At 69.7% G+C, this 13,716-nt stretch carries 17 protein-coding genes; 7 read left to right on the plus strand and 10 right to left on the minus strand.

The window, feature by feature from the left end:
• Positions 1 to 56: 56 nt before the first annotated feature.
• A complete protein-coding gene (locus AB0F17_RS12445) occupies positions 57 to 218 on the plus strand; it encodes a hypothetical protein (protein ID WP_175589978.1) in 162 nt (53 codons plus the stop codon).
• A 131-nt stretch (positions 219 to 349) separates the two neighbouring features.
• On the opposite strand, the gene AB0F17_RS12450 is transcribed toward AB0F17_RS12445, so the two are convergent.
• The 7 genes from AB0F17_RS12450 to AB0F17_RS12480 form a co-directional block, all read right to left on the minus strand.
• Entirely contained in the window at positions 350 to 631 is a 282-nt protein-coding gene (locus AB0F17_RS12450; protein WP_080044376.1) for a metal-sensitive transcriptional regulator, read from the minus strand.
• A gap of 29 nt (positions 632 to 660) precedes the next feature.
• Positions 661 to 1,728 carry a glycosyltransferase gene (locus AB0F17_RS12455; protein ID WP_358020568.1) on the minus strand — a complete coding sequence of 356 codons (1,068 nt, stop codon included), beginning with the start codon at positions 1,726 to 1,728 and terminating at the stop codon, positions 661 to 663.
• The gene (locus tag AB0F17_RS12460) at positions 1,725 to 2,522 is read right to left on the minus strand and encodes a hypothetical protein (protein ID WP_358020571.1); all 798 of its coding nucleotides are present in this window, start codon (positions 2,520 to 2,522) and stop codon (positions 1,725 to 1,727) included. The genes AB0F17_RS12455 and AB0F17_RS12460 overlap by 4 nt, the downstream gene beginning before the upstream one ends.
• Before the next feature lie 148 nt (positions 2,523 to 2,670).
• Positions 2,671 to 4,770: a (Fe-S)-binding protein gene (locus AB0F17_RS12465; protein ID WP_358020574.1), complete on the minus strand. Its 2,100-nt coding sequence runs from the start codon at positions 4,768 to 4,770 to the stop codon at positions 2,671 to 2,673.
• A gap of 115 nt (positions 4,771 to 4,885) precedes the next feature.
• On the minus strand, positions 4,886 to 5,467 hold the full coding sequence (locus AB0F17_RS12470) for a TetR family transcriptional regulator (RefSeq protein WP_358020577.1): 582 nt from the start codon (positions 5,465 to 5,467) through the stop codon (positions 4,886 to 4,888).
• The gene (locus tag AB0F17_RS12475; RefSeq protein ID WP_358020580.1) at positions 5,464 to 6,213 is read right to left on the minus strand and encodes a class I SAM-dependent methyltransferase; all 750 of its coding nucleotides are present in this window, start codon (positions 6,211 to 6,213) and stop codon (positions 5,464 to 5,466) included. The genes AB0F17_RS12470 and AB0F17_RS12475 overlap by 4 nt, the downstream gene beginning before the upstream one ends.
• Before the next feature lie 11 nt (positions 6,214 to 6,224).
• Positions 6,225 to 7,034: a sugar phosphate isomerase/epimerase gene (locus AB0F17_RS12480; protein WP_358020585.1), complete on the minus strand. Its 810-nt coding sequence runs from the start codon at positions 7,032 to 7,034 to the stop codon at positions 6,225 to 6,227.
• 55 nt (positions 7,035 to 7,089) lie between these two features.
• On the opposite strand from AB0F17_RS12480, the gene AB0F17_RS12485 reads away from it, so the two are divergent.
• The 5 genes from AB0F17_RS12485 to disA are packed head-to-tail and all read left to right on the plus strand — an operon-like array spanning position 7,090 to position 11,087.
• On the plus strand, positions 7,090 to 7,788 hold the full coding sequence (locus tag AB0F17_RS12485) for a class I SAM-dependent methyltransferase (protein WP_358020589.1): 699 nt from the start codon (positions 7,090 to 7,092) through the stop codon (positions 7,786 to 7,788).
• Positions 7,789 to 7,832: 44 nt separating this feature from the next.
• Positions 7,833 to 8,210 carry a MerR family transcriptional regulator gene (locus AB0F17_RS12490; RefSeq protein ID WP_358020592.1) on the plus strand — a complete coding sequence of 126 codons (378 nt, stop codon included), beginning with the start codon at positions 7,833 to 7,835 and terminating at the stop codon, positions 8,208 to 8,210.
• Complete coding sequence (gene trxA, locus AB0F17_RS12495; protein WP_358020595.1) at positions 8,203 to 8,508, plus strand: thioredoxin; 306 nt, start codon at positions 8,203 to 8,205, stop codon at positions 8,506 to 8,508. Before AB0F17_RS12490 ends, trxA begins: the two co-directional genes overlap by 8 nt.
• Before the next feature lie 48 nt (positions 8,509 to 8,556).
• Complete coding sequence (gene radA / locus AB0F17_RS12500) at positions 8,557 to 9,963, plus strand: DNA repair protein RadA (RefSeq protein ID WP_358020598.1); 1,407 nt, start codon at positions 8,557 to 8,559, stop codon at positions 9,961 to 9,963.
• Positions 9,964 to 10,004: 41 nt separating this feature from the next.
• Positions 10,005 to 11,087 carry a DNA integrity scanning diadenylate cyclase DisA gene (gene disA, locus AB0F17_RS12505; RefSeq protein WP_358020601.1) on the plus strand — a complete coding sequence of 361 codons (1,083 nt, stop codon included), beginning with the start codon at positions 10,005 to 10,007 and terminating at the stop codon, positions 11,085 to 11,087.
• A gap of 17 nt (positions 11,088 to 11,104) precedes the next feature.
• Here disA and AB0F17_RS12510 read toward each other — a convergent pair whose 3' ends face one another.
• A complete protein-coding gene (locus tag AB0F17_RS12510; protein WP_358020604.1) occupies positions 11,105 to 11,785 on the minus strand; it encodes a hypothetical protein in 681 nt (226 codons plus the stop codon).
• A gap of 78 nt (positions 11,786 to 11,863) precedes the next feature.
• Between AB0F17_RS12510 and AB0F17_RS12515 the strand changes: the two genes are divergently transcribed.
• Positions 11,864 to 12,739: an A/G-specific adenine glycosylase gene (locus tag AB0F17_RS12515; RefSeq protein ID WP_358020607.1), complete on the plus strand. Its 876-nt coding sequence runs from the start codon at positions 11,864 to 11,866 to the stop codon at positions 12,737 to 12,739.
• 6 nt (positions 12,740 to 12,745) lie between these two features.
• Here AB0F17_RS12515 and AB0F17_RS12520 read toward each other — a convergent pair whose 3' ends face one another.
• Both AB0F17_RS12520 and AB0F17_RS12525 read right to left on the minus strand, forming a co-directional pair.
• On the minus strand, positions 12,746 to 13,162 hold the full coding sequence (locus AB0F17_RS12520; protein ID WP_358020610.1) for a cupin: 417 nt from the start codon (positions 13,160 to 13,162) through the stop codon (positions 12,746 to 12,748).
• A 125-nt stretch (positions 13,163 to 13,287) separates the two neighbouring features.
• Positions 13,288 to 13,614 carry a cupin domain-containing protein gene (locus tag AB0F17_RS12525; RefSeq protein ID WP_358020613.1) on the minus strand — a complete coding sequence of 109 codons (327 nt, stop codon included), beginning with the start codon at positions 13,612 to 13,614 and terminating at the stop codon, positions 13,288 to 13,290.
• Positions 13,615 to 13,716 lie beyond the last annotated feature (102 nt).

A 13,716-nucleotide genomic window follows, 5' to 3' on the forward strand; every position in this document is an offset into this window, starting at 1 on the left:
AGGGCCCCCGCCGTAACCTCGTAGAGGGTGTGGGCTGCGGAAGGAAGGACGACGCGGTGGGGCACGATGACCTGGACTCTCGGGTCCACGACCGTGTCGCGTTGGACGAGATTGCGCTCTACGCTGAGGTGCTCACCGCCGTCGCTATCAGTGAGCGGCGGCTGACCTTGGACGAGCTCGACGACGCGCTCGGATTGCGGACTTCGGCGAGCCGCTGAAGACCATCACTAAATGACCTAGTCCCGGATCCCCAAGGGGTCCGGGACGGTGGTTTCCGGGGATGGTTCACTGCCGCACAACATAACTAGTTAGCTGCGCGCGCCATCTCCTACGAGCGGACGAGACGCTCCTACGAACGGACGAGACGCGCGATCGCCGCCGACGCTTCTTTTACTTTCGCCTCCGCCTCGGGTCCGCCGGTGTTGATGGCGTCGGCCACGCAGTGTGAGATGTGCTCCTCGAGCAGCCCGAGAGCCACCGCCTGCAGCGCCCGCGTCGCCGCGGACACCTGGGTCAGCACGTCGATGCAGTAGGCGTCGTCGTCGACCATCCGCTGCAGACCTCTGATCTGCCCCTCGATCCGCCTGAGCCGCGTCAGATATGCCTGCTTGTCTCCGCTGTACCCATGCATGCTCCTACGGTACCCGTAACCCGTATCAGTCAGCGGAGGTCGCTGAGCAGCTTCTCCCACTGCTCGCCCACTTCAGCCGCCTCGTGCCGGATGGCCGTCTCCAGCGCGCCCGCGGCCAGCGAGCGGCGCCGGCGCTCGTCGTCGATCAGCGCGAGCAGCGCGCCCGCGAACAGCTCCAGCCCGCCGTCGCCCTCCGGCACCAGCACCCCGTTGTAGCCGGTGGCCACGAACTCGTTCGGCCCCCTGGCCCCGTCGAAGGCCACCACCGGCACCCCGCAGCCCATGGCCTCCAGCACGGACATGCCCAGATCGGCGGTGCTCGAGGTGTTGGCCACGATCGACGCCTTGGCGAACTCCCCCGCCAGGTCCGGGGTGACGCCCATGAAGTAGACGTGGTTGTGCAGGTCGAGCTCCCGGACGAGCGCACGCAGCCGCCGTTCCTCGGGGCCCCCGCCGTACAGTCTCAGCCGCCAGTCCGGCCGCTTGTCGGCGACGGTGGCGAACGCCCTGATCAGCCTGTCGTACGCCTTGATGGGCTCCCACCTGCCGCCCGCCGCGACGATGCGGTTGTCCATCCGCGAGCGCGGCCACGGCCCGCCGGGCAGCGCGTCCGGCACGACGTGTACGGGCGACCCCTCGCCCAGCAGCCCGCGCCACTCCTCCTGCGCGCTGTCGGTGGCCGTGACGACGGCGTCGAGACGCGGATAGAAGCGCTGGACGGGCCCGAGTATCGCCGGACGCGCCCACTCCCTGGCGAGCTTGAGCGTCTCCCGTGGCGCGTGCCTGGCCGCCTGGACGCTCAACCCCGGCCTGGTGGTGATGAGGACGTCGGTCTTGAGGTTGCGCAGCACCCGCCACAGCGCCACCTCGGTGCGTACCTGTCCCCTGGGCAACAGGTGCCTGACCCCGGGCCGGAGGTCGACAACGGAGCGCATGGTCACTTTCGGGCCCACGGGGAAGAAGGGCTTGTCCTTCTGCCGCCGGAGGCTGATCACCTCGACGTCGTGGCGCTCGGAAAGGGCGGTGGCGAAGTTCAGGGTGGAGCGCACGTCGCCCCGCATGGCGTACGCGGACGAGACGAGGATGCTGACCTTCACCTGCCCACCTCGATCCGCAGCTCGTCGTCGGCGGTGTAGGCGGGACGGACGGCCACCCCGTCGACCCGGGCCGACGGGTAGTGCAGCCGGCGGCGCTTGCCGTCTATGTCGTCGAGCCGGGCGCCCAGGATCATGGGCGTCGGCACGCCCTCGACCTCCAACGACGGCTCCCAGACGCCCGAGGACTCCGGATCGGCCTCGACCACGTCGACCAAGGAGAACGCGGCGTGGAAGCGCACCCCCTGCACGGTGGCCACCGTGCGGATGGTCGTCCCGGTGGGCTGCTCGCGCTGGAGCGCCAGCCTGGCCTCGTGACGCGAGTCGTCGTCCTCGAGGCCGGTGTAGGCGAGCAGACCCATCACCTCGAACCGGCCCTCCCTGAACCAGATCGAGCGCACCTCCGCCGCCGGCTCGGCGTCGGCTATCTTCAGCGCCAGGAAACCGTTGCGCGTGCGATAGGAGCGATAGGCGAGGGTCCGCTTGCACAGGGCGTAGGCGTCGAGGTGGTCGAGTGAGAAGCCCGGGTCGATGCTGCGCAGCCGCGAACGTTTGCCCTCGCGGCGCAGATAGGCGTCCCAGCGGCCGGGGCTGAGCATCAGCGGCGCCAGCGACACCGCCAGGCTGGCCTCTCGCGTCCTGGCGCCCGGCGTGCCGAGCAGCACGTCACGCTCGACCCCCGTCGTCCGGTGCCTGAGCACGAGCTCGGTACCTTCCCGCAGCGGTTCCTCGATCGCGAGTCGCAGGGAGAGCACGTCGGCGAGCGTGACTTCCGCGTCTGTGACGACGACGCGCATCACGAGCCCCCTCCCCGTCGAATGAAGCCATGCGACGTTGAGGTTACCGTGATTTTCCCGTTATGTGGATGGCAGTTTTCCTGCCCTCGGCCCTCCTGACGTGCGGAACTCCTCTACAAGCCCTGTAGAGGAGTCCGACTTTGCCCGGTCAGGAAGCGCTTTTGACCGATTTGATCAGGAGCTGGGCCACGTCCACGACCTCCAGTGACTCCTTCGCCTCGCCGCTGTTCTTCTTCTCGTTGATGGCGTCGCCGAGCATCACCATGCAGAACGGACAGGCCGTGGAAACAGTGTCAGGATTGGTGGTCAGGGCCTCGTCGACGCGCTCGGTGTTGATGCGCTTACCGATGCGCTCTTCCATCCACATCCGGGCGCCGCCGGCGCCGCAGCAGAAACCGCGGTCCTTGTGCCGGTGCATCTCCTGCGTCTGCACGCCGGGCACCTTCGACATGATGTCGCGGGGCTGGGAGTAGACCTTGTTGTGGCGGCCGAGGAAGCACGGGTCGTGGTAGGTGATCTTCTCCTCGATCGGCGTGATCGGGGTGAGCAGTCCCTCGTCGACCAGCTTGGCCAGCAACTGCGTGTGGTGTACGACCTCGTAGGTGCCGCCGAGCTGCGGGTACTCGTTGGCCAGTGTGTTGAAGCAGTGAGGGCAGGTGGCGACGATCTTCTTGACGCCCGCCTCGTTCAGCGTCTCGATGTTCTGCTGGGCGAGCATGTTGAACAGGTATTCCATGCCCAGGCGGCGGGCCGGGTCACCGGTGCACGCCTCCATCGGGCCGAGCACGGCGAACTTGACGCCCGCGATGTGCAGCAGCTCGGCGACGGCCTTGGTGGTCTTCTTGGCCCGGTCCTCGAGGGCGCCCGCGCAGCCGACCCAGAAGAGGTATTCGGCGTCCTCGGGCATCTTGTCCTCGACCAGCTCGACCTCGAAATCGAGCTCGGAGATCCAGTCCGCGCGCTTCATCTCGGACATGCCCCACGGGTTGCCCTTGTTCTCCAGGTTCTTGACCATCACTCCCGCCTCCGACGGGAACGACGACTCCACCATCACCTGGTAGCGGCGCATGTCGAGGATGTGGTCGATGTGCTCGATGTCGACCGGGCACTGCTCGACGCAGGCGCCGCAGTTCGTACAGGACCACAGGACGTCCGGGTGGATCACGCCCTCCTCGCCGACCAGCGGCTTGTTGAGCAGCGCGAGCACGTCGGTGTCCGCGTGCTCGGTGGAGGCGGCCATCAGGTAGGGGGCCACCTTGAAGGCGTGGTCACGCTGGTCGAGGATGAGCATCTTCGGCGACAGCGGCTTGTCGGTGTTCCACGCGGGGCACTGCGACTGGCAGCGGCCGCACTCGGTGCAGCTGTAGAAGTCGAGGAAGCCCTTCCAGGTGGTGTCGCCGATCTTGCCCCGGCCGAGCCGCTCGGGGTCCAGGTCCTCGTCCTCGAAGTCGACGAGCTTGCCGTCGACGCGCAGCTCGGACGCGCCGCCCAGACCGTCGGGGCGGCGGGAGAAGAGCACGTTCAGCGGCGCGGTGAAGATGTGCAGGTGCTTGCTGTGCACCACGATGACCAGGAACACCAGCATGAAGCCGATGTGCAGCAGCAGCGCGATCTCCTCCAGCACCGAGCTGGCCGGAAGGATCTTGCCCAGGGCCAGCGACACGAAGGCGCCCGACGAGTAGGGGAAGTTGCCGTTCGCCGCCGCCGCGCCACGGGCCAGGAAGAGCGTCCAGATGATGTTGAAGATCATGAACAGGACGAGCCAGGCGCCGCCGAGGTGGGAGCCGGAGAAGCGGGACTTGCGGCCGAGCGTCTTGGGGGAGTTCTTGATCCGGATGACGGCGAAGGCGAGCAGGCCGAGCAGACAGGCGACCGCGATGAAGTCCTGCAGGAAGCCGAGCGCCGCCCAGGTGCCGATGAGCGGGATGTGGAAGTCGGGCTCACCGGTGATCGCGCCCTGGACGATGGCGCCGTACGCCTCGATGTAGACGGTCAGCAAGATGAAGAACGCCCACATCACAAAGAAGTGCGCGATGCCCGACGGTGTCCACTTGAGCAGTTTCTTCTGCCCGAACACCTCGACGAGCTGCGCCTTGAGCTCGCTGCCCGCGTGCGTCTTCGCGTATTCGATGCGTTCGGGCGCGGGCGGGCCCACTGTCGCGAGCCTGAACAGGAACAGCGTCCTGCGGCCCGCCACGGCGACCGCCAGGACGGTCATGATTAGCCCGATGATGGCCACCCAGAGCACGGGTCCTCCCACTGACGATGTTGGCTGCCAGCGTACGGTCACGTCACCGGCCAGACACTCCCGGAATCCTACCGAGTAGTAACCTAACGGTCGGCGGCGCATCCAGAATAATGCTCTACCCCGTCAAGTAGCGCTGTACCGTCGGGGCCAGCAGTTGGACCAGATCTTCGGGATCGGCGCTCGCCAGCGGCTCCAGCCGGAGCACGTAACGGCCCATGACGATGCCGAACATCTGCGCGAAGGCGGCCTCGATCCGCAGGGGCGGCACCTCGAGCCGGTCGGCGACCCTGAAGAGCAAGGCGTTCGTGACGAACTCCCGGAACATCGTCTCGGCCTGCTCGTTCGTCATGGCCGACCGGATCAGCGCGACCATCGGCTCACGCGTCTCGGGCTCGCCCGTCACCGTCAGGATCAGCCGGACGAGCCGCTCCCCGATCTCCTCGCGCGGCCCTTCGAGCAGCAGCGGCACGATCTGGTCAGGGCTGACCGGCAGCCGCATCGCCGCCGCGAACATGCCCTCCTTGGTGTCGAAGTAGTGGTGCACCAGGGCGGGATCGACGTTCGCCTCCCTGGCGATGCCGCGTACCGTCGCCTTGTCGAAGCCCTTCTCGGCGAAGACACGACGAGCCGCGGAGAGAATCTCACCCCGTGTGTCCGCCGACCCCGGCCGACGCCCCGGACGACGACTAATGGTCATCTGCCCACCGCCAGATAGACACGCATGGGCACGTACAGGACTCCCTCGGGGAAGACCTGCCTGAGCTCCACCCGCTGCCGGGCGACGAGATCGTCGGCGACCTCAGGAGACAGCGCCGCCATGTAGGAATGCGACCGTAGGTTGAGCAGGAAGTCCTCGATGCCGACCAGCCTGGTCCAGGCGATCCAGCGCTCCTCGACCACCTCCATGGCGGCGGCGATGGGCGGCACGGACCACTCCTCCAGCGCCGGGCCCCAGTAGGTCGGGCACTCCGCCGCCAGCCGGGCCTCGTGGGCGGCCAGCCAGTCGGCCTGGGCGGCGTGGGCCAGGTTCCAGCAGCCCACGATGGCCCCGTCGGGCCGCAGCACCCGCCTGGCCTCGGTGATCGAGACCACCGGGTCGAGCCAGTGCCAGGACTGGGCGTACGTCACCAGGTCGGCCACCCCGTCGGTCAGCGGCAGGGCGTTGCCGTCCGCGAGCAGCGCGGCGATGCCGTCGTCCGTGGCCTTCGAGAGCAGGCGGGCGAGCATCTCCGAGCCCGCGTCCACCGCGATCACCCGCGAGCCGCGGGCGCGCAGGGCACGCGTCAGGATGCCGGTGCCGGCGCCCACGTCGACCGCCGTCGCGCCGGCGAGCTGGATGCCGGACGCTTCCGACAGCGCGTGGTACATCTCGTCGGGGTACGTCGGCCGGCCCGCGTCGTAGGCGTCGGCGACGCTGTCGAACACCCTGCCGAGCTCCCTCATCGGTCCCACGCTCATCTGGCGGCCGCCAGGTAGAGGCGGGCGAAGGCGAGGGCCTCCGCCAGGTCGTCGATCCGCTCCGTACGGCTGGCCGCCTTGCGGGTGTTGATCTCCAGCACGACCAGCCCGCCGTAGCCGGAGTTGGCCAGTCGCTCCAGCATGGGCGCGCACGGTTGGTTGCCCCTGCCGGGTACGAGGTGCTCGTCCTTGTTCGTCACGCCGAGGCCGTCGGCCAGGTGCAGGTGCGCGAGCCGGTCGCCGAGCTTGGCGGCCATCTCCATGGCGTCGGTGCCCGAGACGGCCGTGTGCGACAGGTCGAGCGTGACGTGCGGGAAGTCGTAGTCGGTCGGGTCCCAGCTGGGCGAGTAGGGGACCACGTCGTTGCTCCTGGCCTTGAGCGGGAACATGTTCTCCACCGCGAACGTGACGCCGGTCTCCTCACGCATCCTGGCCAGGCCGGTCTCGAAGTCGCGCGCGTATTCGCGCTGCCAGCGGAACGGTGGATGCACCACGACCGTCGAGGCGCCCAGCCGTTCGGCCGCCTTCTGTGCCTTGACCAGCTTGGCCCAGGGGTCGCGGCCCCAGACGCGCTGCGTGACGAGCAGGCACGGCGCGTGGATGGCCAGCACGGGGATCTCGTAGTGCTCGGAGAGCCGCTCGATCACGTCGATGTCCTGGCTCACGGGATCGGCGCCGACCATGATCTCGACCCCGTCGTAGCCCAGGCGCGCGGCCAGCTCGAACGCGTCAGGAGTGCGTTCCGGATATACCGAGGCGGTGGACAATGCGATCTTCGCATTGGGCACGCGGATGACATCAGCCACGCTGCCAGCCTAAGCCGGTGACGACGTTCTGGCGCGCGCCCCATACGGTTGGCCCATGCCACGGATCGCCAAAGGCGCCATCCCCAGCCCCAACATCTGGAACACCCCCCAGGTCTACGAGCTGGAGAATCGCGCCGTCGACCCTGACGGCGCCGCCAACGCGGCGATGCGCGCTCTGCGCTCCTGGAACGGCGCCACCGTGCTCGACATCGGCTGCGGCACCGGATACCACCTGCCGATCTTCGCGGCCGACGCGGCGAAGGTGATCGGCGTCGAGCCCCACGGCGATCTGGTCACGCTCGCCCGCCGCCGTTGCGCCGGGCTGCCCTCCGTCGAGATCCACGCCGCCACCGCGCAGGACCTGCCGCTGCCCGACGCGTCCGTGGACGTCGCGGTGGCGCGCTGGGCCTACTTCTTCGGCCCCGGCTGCGAGCCCGGCTTACGCGAGCTCTCCCGGGTCGTACGGCGGGGTGGCGCGGCCTTCGTCATCGATCTGGACGCCACCCGCGGGGCCTTCGGCGGCTGGTTCCAGCGCACGGTGCCCACCTACTCGGCCAAGGCGGTGGAGGCCTTCTGGGACCTCCATGGGTGGCAGCGGCAGCGGCTCGACCTGCGGATGGCCTTCTCCCGCCGGGCCGAGCTGGAGGCGGTGCTGCGCATCGAGTTCACGCCCGAGGTGGCCGCGCAGGCGATCGCCGAGACGCCCGGCCTGGAGCTGCCCTACCCGAACGTGCTGCGCTGGCGCTCGTTCTAGGGGGGGTTGACATTGACGTCAGTGTCAACGTTTACCGTGGAGGCATGCGCATCGGAGAGCTGGCCGAACGGACCGGGGTGAGCACCCGATCACTCCGCTACTACGAGCAGCATGGGCTGCTCTCGGCCAGGCGCGGGTCCAACGGCTATCGCGACTACGCGGAGGAGGACATCAAGCTGGTGTCCGAGATCCGGGCGCTGCTGTCCGTGGGGTTCACGCTGGAGGACACGCGGCCGTTCGTCGACTGCCTGCGCTCCGGCCACAGTACGGGCGGCTCCTGCCGCGAGTCGGTCGCCGTCTACCAGCGCAAGCTGGCCGAGATCGACGACGAGATCCGCGTCCTGCTCACCCGGCGCGCCGAAGTCGCCGCCCAGCTCGGCGCGGCGTGCCCTGGTTGCGTGCTGAAGGAGAGAAATGATTGAGCTGACCGCCTCGAACTTCGAGGAGCAGGTACTCAAGAGCACCAAGCCGGTGCTGGTCGACTTCTGGGCCGAATGGTGCGGGCCGTGCCGCATGGTCGCCCCCGTGCTCGCGGAGATCGAGGCCGAGCACGGCCTGACCATCGGCAAGCTCAACAGCGACGAACACCCGGAGATCTCGGCCCGCTACGGCGTCATGGGGCTGCCCACGATGCTGCTGTTCGAGAACGGGGAGCCGGTCAAGCAGGTCGTCGGCGCCAAGCCCAAGCGCCTGATCGAGGCCGAACTGGGCCTGAAGTAGGCCCGTACCTCGTGAAGAATGTCGGCGCGGGCCGCTAGCCTGCTCCGCATGGTCAAGTCTGCGCAGAAGCCCGGTTACCGCTGCGCCGAGTGCGGGTGGCGCACCACGAAGTGGGTGGGCCGGTGCGGCGAGTGCCAGGCCTGGGGCACGGTCGACGAGGAGGGCGCGCGCGCCGGGGTGCACGTCGTCCAGGCCGGCGCGACGACCGCGCCCGCGATGCCGATCGGCCAGGTCAAGGCCGAGACGGCGGCCGCGCGCACGACCGGGGTGAGCGAGCTCGACCGGGTTCTCGGCGGCGGGCTGGTGCCCGGTGCGGTGGTGCTGCTGGCCGGCGAGCCCGGCATCGGCAAGTCGACGCTGCTGCTCGAAGCGGCCGCCCGCATGTCCGAGCGCGACACCGTGCTCTACATCACAGGCGAGGAGTCGGCGGCCCAGGTGCGGTTGCGGGCCGACCGCATCGGCGCCATCCGCGACAACCTCTACCTCGCGGCGGAGACCGAGCTGTCGGCGCTGGTCGCGCATGTCGACAAGGTCCAGCCCAGGATGCTCGTCGTCGACTCGGTGCAGACGGTCGGCTCCGCGCAGACCACCGGCGTGCCGGGCGGCGTGACGCAGGTGCGGGAGGTGGCCGCCAATCTCGTACGGCTGGCCAAGGAGCGCAACATGGCCACCGTGCTCGTCGGCCACGTCACCAAGGAAGGTTCGATCGCCGGGCCGCGCACCCTGGAGCACCTGGTGGACGTCGTGCTCAGCTTCGAGGGCGACCGCCACTCCCGGCTGCGGATGGTCCGCGCGATCAAGAACAGGTACGGCCCCACGGAAGAGGTCGGCTGCTTCGACCTGCACGAGCGCGGCATCGAGGGCATCACCGACCCGAGCGGGCTGTTCGTCTCGCGGCGCAGCGAGCCGGTGCCGGGCACCTGCGTGACCGTCACGGTCGAGGGCACCCGGCCGCTGCCCGCCGAGGTGCAGGCCCTGGTCGCCCGCACCGAGGCGCAGCAGCCCCGGCGCACCTCCTCGGGCCTCGACACCTTCCGGGTGCAGATGATCCTCGCCGTCCTCGAACGCCGGCTCAACGCCAAGCTGGGCGGCTGCGACGTGTTCACCGCGACCGTGGGCGGCATCAAGCTGTCCGACCCGGCCATCGACCTGTCGGTGATGCTGGCGGTGGCCAGCGCGGCGGGCGACAAGCCGCTGCCGGCCGGTCTGGTGGCCATGGGCGAGGTGGGGCTGGCAGGCGAGTTGCGCCCGGTGAAGGACGTGCGGCGGCGGCTGAGCGAGGCCGCGAGGCTGGGCTTCAAGCGCGGGCTGGTGCCCACCGGATCCCTCGACCAAGGCGGCAGCCGACGTGACGGACAGCGTTCCCTGGTGCCCGTGGGACCGGTGGCCTTCGCGGCGGGCTTCGAAGTGGTCGAGGTGGAGAACGTCTGGGACGCACTCACACACGTCACATAGCGCGGCTAAGCTTGACCTGACTATTTCGACTCGGGGGTCAGGTGCCAAACGACAGGAGTCTCGACGACCGCCGTCGCGAAGCCCTGGCCTCCGTGGCCCCGGGCACACCGCTACGCGACGGCTTGGAGCGGATCCTGCGCGGTCAGACCGGCGGCCTGATCGTGCTCGGCCACAACAACGTGGTCGAAGAGGTGTCCAGCGGCGGGTTCGAGCTCGATGTCGAGTTCTCGGCCACGCGCCTGCGCGAGCTGGCCAAGATGGACGGCGCGATCGTGGTCGGCGACGACCAGCGGATCATCCGCGCCGCTGTGCACCTGGTGCCGGACCCGGGCATCCCCACCGACGAGTCGGGCACCCGTCACCGCACCGCGCAGCGGGTCGCCCGCCAGACCGGCCTGCCGATCATCGCGATCAGCAAGTCGATGCGGATCATCGCCCTCTACCTCGACGGCATCCGCTACGTGCTGGAGGAGTCGGCGGCCATCCTGTCCAAGGCCAACCAGGCCCTGGCCACGCTCGAACGCTACAAACACCGCCTCGACGAGGTCTCCGGCACGCTGTCGGCCCTGGAGATCGAAGACCTGGTGACGGTCCGTGACGTGGCCGCGGTCGCCCAGCGGCTGGAGATGGTCAGGCGCATCTCCGACGAGATCAAGGGCTACGTGGTCGAGCTCGGCACCGACGGCAGGCTCCTGTCGCTGCAGCTCGACGAGCTGGTGGCGGGCGTCGAGTCGGAGCGTGAGCTGGTCGTGCGCGACTACCTCCCGACCCCCGCCGGCCGCCGTCACCGGCGCCTCACGGAGGCCATGCACGATCTCGACGTGCTCTCGGGCGAGGAGCTGCTCAACCTCGCGACGGTCGCCCACGTGCTGGGACACACCGAGGACGAGACGCTCGACGGCCCGGTCAGCCCGCGCGGGTTCCGCCTGCTGGCCAAGGTGCCCCGCCTGCCCGCGACCGTGGTCGATCGGCTGGTCAACCACTTCGGCGGGCTGCAGAAGCTGCTGGCGGCCAGCATCGACGACCTCCAGGCCGTGGGGGGCGTCGGCGAAGGCCGCGCGCGCAGCGTCCGCGAGGGGCTCTCCCGGCTCGCGGAGTCCTCCATCCTGGAGCGGTACGTCTGAGCCCACCGCGGCCATCGTCAGCGAAGCTGGAAGACGCCCATCGGGCTTCTGAGCTTGCCCATGCGCGCCACGGCCACGTAAGTGCCGGGCAGGGCGGCCGGCGGGTCGGTGCGGCAGTCGCTGCTGGAGCGGCGCCGGTCCCAGTCGAGCGAGCGCACGAAGGGCACCCCGCGCTGCAACTGCTTGACCTCGGCGGCCTCACCGCTGACGCAGTCGGAGGTCGACCAGATCCGATCTTCCCCGGAGGTGATGCGGACCTCCATCGACCGCGGGCCCACGTCGGCGGCGCACATGACGGGGCCGGTGTTGACCAGGCTGATGAGGAAGTTGGGCTGGACGCCCGGCGTGTAGACGTCCTGCTTGCCCTGCATGCTGAGCACCAGGTCGCCCTCGCTGCAGGGATCGCCGGGCCGCTTGGGCAGGGCCGCCGGAGTGACCTTGCCGGGGCTCGGCGTGGGCGAGGGCGAGGGGGTGGCCGTGTCCATGGTCAGGGTGTGCAGGCCGGCGAGCAGCGGATCCGCCGCCGTCGGGGAGACACTCGCGGAGCTCTGCGTGCTGGAGGGCCGCTGCGGCCCGCTCCCCCCGCTGGAACACGCCCAAGCGACAACCGCCACCACAACGAGAACAGCCACCAGGACGCTCATACGCCGTCGCCAGTAGATGTCTCCGCTGCCGTCACCCATCGTATCCGGATCCATACACACAGCATGGTAATCCATTGGCCACGGAGTGTGACGACACGCCGCTGGTAGCAATCTCGGCATAGCCTAGGGCGCGTGGTTGAGCCGAACCTCCTACACGTCCCCGTTCTGGAGTGGTACGAGGACAACGCCCGAGACCTCCCGTGGCGTACCGTCGACGCGACGCCGTGGGGCGTGCTGGTCAGCGAGATCATGCTGCAGCAGACCCCGGTCGTCCGCGTCCTGCCCATCTGGCACGAGTGGATGGGCCGCTGGCCCACCCCCAAGGCCCTGGCGGCCGAGCTCCCCGGCGAGGCCGTACGCCACTGGGGCAGGCTCGGCTACCCGCGCCGAGCGTTGCGGCTGCACGCGTGCGCGAAGGCCATCAGCGAGGAGCACGGCGGCGAGGTGCCGTCGGACCACGCGACCCTGCTGGCCCTGCCCGGCATCGGCGAGTACACCGCCGCCGCGGTCGCCAGCTTCGCGTACGGCGGGCGGCACGCGATCCTCGACACCAACGTCCGGCGGGTGTTCGCCAGGGCGATACGGGCCGAGGAGTATCCGCCGACGGCCACCTCCGCCGCCGAACGCCGCCTGGCCGAGACGCTCCTGCCCGAGCTCGGCGCCGCCCGCTGGGGCGTGGCCGTCATGGAGCTGGGCGCCCTGGTCTGCACGGCTCGCACGCCACGCTGCGCCGACTGCCCGATCGCCCAGATGTGCGCGTGGCGCCTGGCCGGCAAACCGCCGCATGCCGGGCCCGCACGCAAGGGCCAGACGTACGCGGGGACCGACCGCCAGTGCCGGGGCCGCCTGCTGGCGGTGCTGCGGGCGGCCCACGGGCCGGTGCCCAAGGCCGCGCTCGACGTGGTCTGGGACGATCCGGTGCAACGAGAGCGCGCCCTGGACGGCCTGATCACGGACGGCCTGGCCGAACACCTCGACGACGGCACCTACCGCCTGCCCCACTCCTGACCTGGTTCACCGGACCCAGAGCGGGACAATCCGTTCCGAGCCCTTGGGCGCCACATCGCAGGCGTCCGGGGCCGACACGCCGTCCGGGTTGTAGGCCTCGACTCCCGGCGACGCGACCACGATCGCCGCGAAGCCGTCGCGTGGATCGGCCGTCATCTGCCGGGTCACGTCGGCGGGCAGCACCATGGTGTCGCCGGGCCCCACGGTGAACAGCTCGCCGCCCAGCTCGACGGTGGCCGTCCCGGCCAGCCACGTCCACACCGACTCGGCGTCGAAGGCGTGAACCGGTCCCACCATCCCGGGCACGGCATCCACCCGCCACACCGCCGCCCCCGCCTCGCCCTGGGTCGGTGAGGCGAGGGTGGTCATGACGGCGTTCGGCGTCTCGGTCCGGCGGGAGCCGGCGGAAAGGACAACAGGCATCAATTTCTCCTCAGTCGGTGGGTGATCGGCTTGCGGGTTCGCGAACGGCGCGGCTCCCCGGCAGTGCGGGCGCCGGACGCCCTGCGGTTTGCGACCGGCCCGTGGCCGGGTGCATGGGCGGTGGGTCAAGCGATCCACGGTGGCGTGCCGAAGGCGTCGGTGCCGTCCGCCGCGAGCGCCCTGGCTCCGGCCGGTGCCGTCACCACGGCCGTGTAGCCGGTCTCGGCGCCGGCCGTCACGCGCCGGACAGTGCGGGCGGGCATGACGACGGTGTCGCCCGGCCCGACGCCGAACGTCTCCTCGCCCAGCTCGACGGTGGCCGTCCCAGCCAGCCACGTCCACACCTGTTCGCTGTCGAAGTCGTGCGACGGCCCCGCCACACCGGGCTTGGCGTCGACCCGCCACAGGGACCGCGACGCACCCCCCTGGCTCGGCGAGGCGAACGTGGTCATGACCCCGCCGGCGGTCTCTGATCGACGCGCATCGGCATCACGGATGACAGTCATCCCGGCAACCCCTAAGATGGACAACAAAGTTGTCTATATAGTGAACCA

The sequence above is a fragment of the Nonomuraea sp. NPDC026600 genome, from assembly GCF_040638335.1.
Taxonomy (GTDB): Bacteria; Actinomycetota; Actinomycetes; order Streptosporangiales; family Streptosporangiaceae; genus Nonomuraea.